Genomic DNA, 2,569 nt, shown 5'->3' on the forward strand with positions numbered 1-2,569 from the left:
ATTTCTTCGCCAAATAAAGGTTCCAATAATTCCTTTACCGAATTGAATGTAAAATCTTCCCGCTCGTTTTCATTCATCAATTTTAGCGCTTCTTTATATTGTTCATAAGCACCAGGCAGATTTGAAGTCTTATAATAAATGAGTCCAAGGTAAAGGTGTGCACTTTTGCTTCCAGGATTTAACCTTTCAAGTCTTTCGAGTAAAGGAACGGCATTTATGGGTTTGCCAATATCTTCATATAAAAAGCTGATATGCAAAATTGCCTGTGAATTAGCTGAATCGATTGAAAGTACTTTTTTAAAGTAACGCTCAGCTACTTCAAATTGTTTTAATGCATAATCATCAAGGTGTAAAATTGGCTCATTAGGGCTTTCCTGAGTTGCTGAGTTATTAAATTCGTTAAAATCATCTTCTTTTATCCTTCCAAGTTGGAAGAGTGCAGTAATATTTGTGCTGTCAACATCATCAATAATTTTTTCATATTCATCAAATGCGAGACTGCTGCTGAAGTATTCCATCAATGCGGCGTATAGTAACCTAAATTCAATATTTTTTGGTTCTTTAAAAATTGCACTACGCAATAATAATCTTGCACGGTTTCTTCCGTAAATTGTTTTCTTGCTAACCAGGAGTTTTGCCAGTTCAAATTGTGCTTGAGTATTGTCCGCTTCCTTAATGGATTTCTCAAATAAATTCTCTGCGGCTGTAGAATCGCCCTTATTTAATGCGGTAATTCCGTTTTGATAATATTTAATCGAAAGAGAATCTACTGAAAAAGCATAGATCTCCGTTGTAATAAAAAATTTAGAAAGGGATATTATAAGTATTACTGATTTCATAAATTTTATATTGTAACAATTATAAAAAATACTTCCGGATTGCTATGAAATCAACGTAAAACGTAAGATTTGAAAATAAAATCGAAAAAATAAATTTTATTTACGGTTTTTAACTTTTGAAAAAATGTCAATATAAAGATTTGATGAAAGCGCGCGCTTATTCCTGGATTTCCGGTATGAATAAATTTTTGCACCAATATATTGTCCCGAAAAAAAAGATCCCACAAGTACCGGATAAGTCACAAAACGGAATCCTAATCCGAGTAAAAATCTTAACCCTACTACTACCGGAACAGGTAGGTGAATTGCAAGGATCCATCCGCGGGAAAACTTTCTAACACTTTTTCTCCAGTATCCGAAAGGGATATTAAGGAATAATATTAATATTGAAGCGTAAATTAATTTTAATGTCAATATATAATAATCCAATTGTAAATCTAAATCCGGTTAAACATTATTCTATCTGAGATTATCTAAATTCATTATGTTTTCTCAAAAGATAATTTGCTTTCTCTTTGAGAATTTTTAAAGCTAAATCAATTGTTTCCAGGTGAGTTCTGAAAGCCAGTAATGCCAAACGAAAAGTAAATTTACCGTCTATAATTGTTGAAGTTAAAAACACTCGACCGTCTTTGTGAATTTCTTTAATAAGTAATTCATTAAATCTATTTGCATTTCCTTTTGGAGGAACATATCGGAATGTAACTACGGATAGTTCCGGTTCAGTTAAGGTTTTAAATCCACTTGTAGTCTTAATCTGATTATAAAAATATTTAGCCAGTTGAAGTTTTTCTTCCAAAGCTGCGCGAAATGGTTTTATACCATGAATCTTTAGCGGAAGCCACAATCGCAAACCACGAAAATGTTTTGTCAATTCTGCTGAAAGATCAGCAGGGGATAATTCATCAGTTGCCGTTAGAGCATCCTGCATATAATTTGCCTGGTAATAATGTGAAGCAGCGAGATGCTTTACATCTTTAACCAACACAACTCCGAGTCCGTAAGGAATAAACAATCCTTTGTGTGGATCAATTACAAGTGAATCTGAAAGGTTAATGCCACTTAATTTCTTTTTACCTGTTTCTGATAAAATAAAAAACCCCCCGTATGCTCCATCAATGTGATACCAGAGATTATGTTTTTTTGCAATTTTACCAATTTGTTGTAATGGATCAATTGCTCCAATGTCTGTTGTTCCGGCAGAAGCAATTACAAGCCAGGGGATTAGTCCGGATTTCTTGTCTTTTATAATTGCTTTCTCAATTTCTTTGGGAATCAATCGGAATTGTTTATCGAGAGGGATATATCTTTTTATAACATCACCAAGTCCGGCAATTCGCAGGGATTTATCAATACAATGGTGTGTATGTTTCGAAAGGTAAACAACCGCTTTGTGAAAATTCTTAGATTTTAATTTTTTAGCATCACGTGCTGTGGTAATTGCAATAAGGTTTGCAACGCTTCCACCCGAAGCCAGATTTCCGCCGGCAGATATGGGATAATTAACTAAGTCGGCCATCCACCTGATCAGCATATTTTCCATTCTAACTGCACCCGGAGATGCAAAGAAAATTCCGGCGAATCTGTTTGTAACGTCCGCAATATAATCACCGAGAGAAGAAAGGTAAATTCCACCTCCGGGAATGTAACCAAGATGTCCCCCCGAAGCAGGATTTAAATGCGGAGTATCAACATTCTTCTTAATAAGACTTAAAGACATTTCAATTTTT

Annotated in this window: 3 protein-coding genes; all 3 read right to left on the bottom strand. The window is 34.4% G+C overall.

What is annotated here, in order from left to right:
* Positions 1–839 (bottom strand): tetratricopeptide repeat protein (locus tag ACYC56_RS15095; protein WP_461374994.1); only part of this gene is annotated, 839 nt, incomplete at its 3' end.
* Positions 840–935: 96 nt separating this feature from the next.
* Positions 936–1,268 (bottom strand): hypothetical protein, encoded by a 333-nt coding sequence (locus ACYC56_RS15100; RefSeq protein ID WP_461374995.1) that lies wholly within the window; start codon positions 1,266–1,268, stop codon positions 936–938.
* 40 nt (positions 1,269–1,308) lie between these two features.
* Positions 1,309–2,569: pyridoxal phosphate-dependent decarboxylase family protein (locus tag ACYC56_RS15105; RefSeq protein ID WP_461374996.1), on the bottom strand; the 1,261-nt coding region annotated here is incomplete at its 5' end.

The organism is Candidatus Aquicultor sp. (assembly GCF_054640775.1).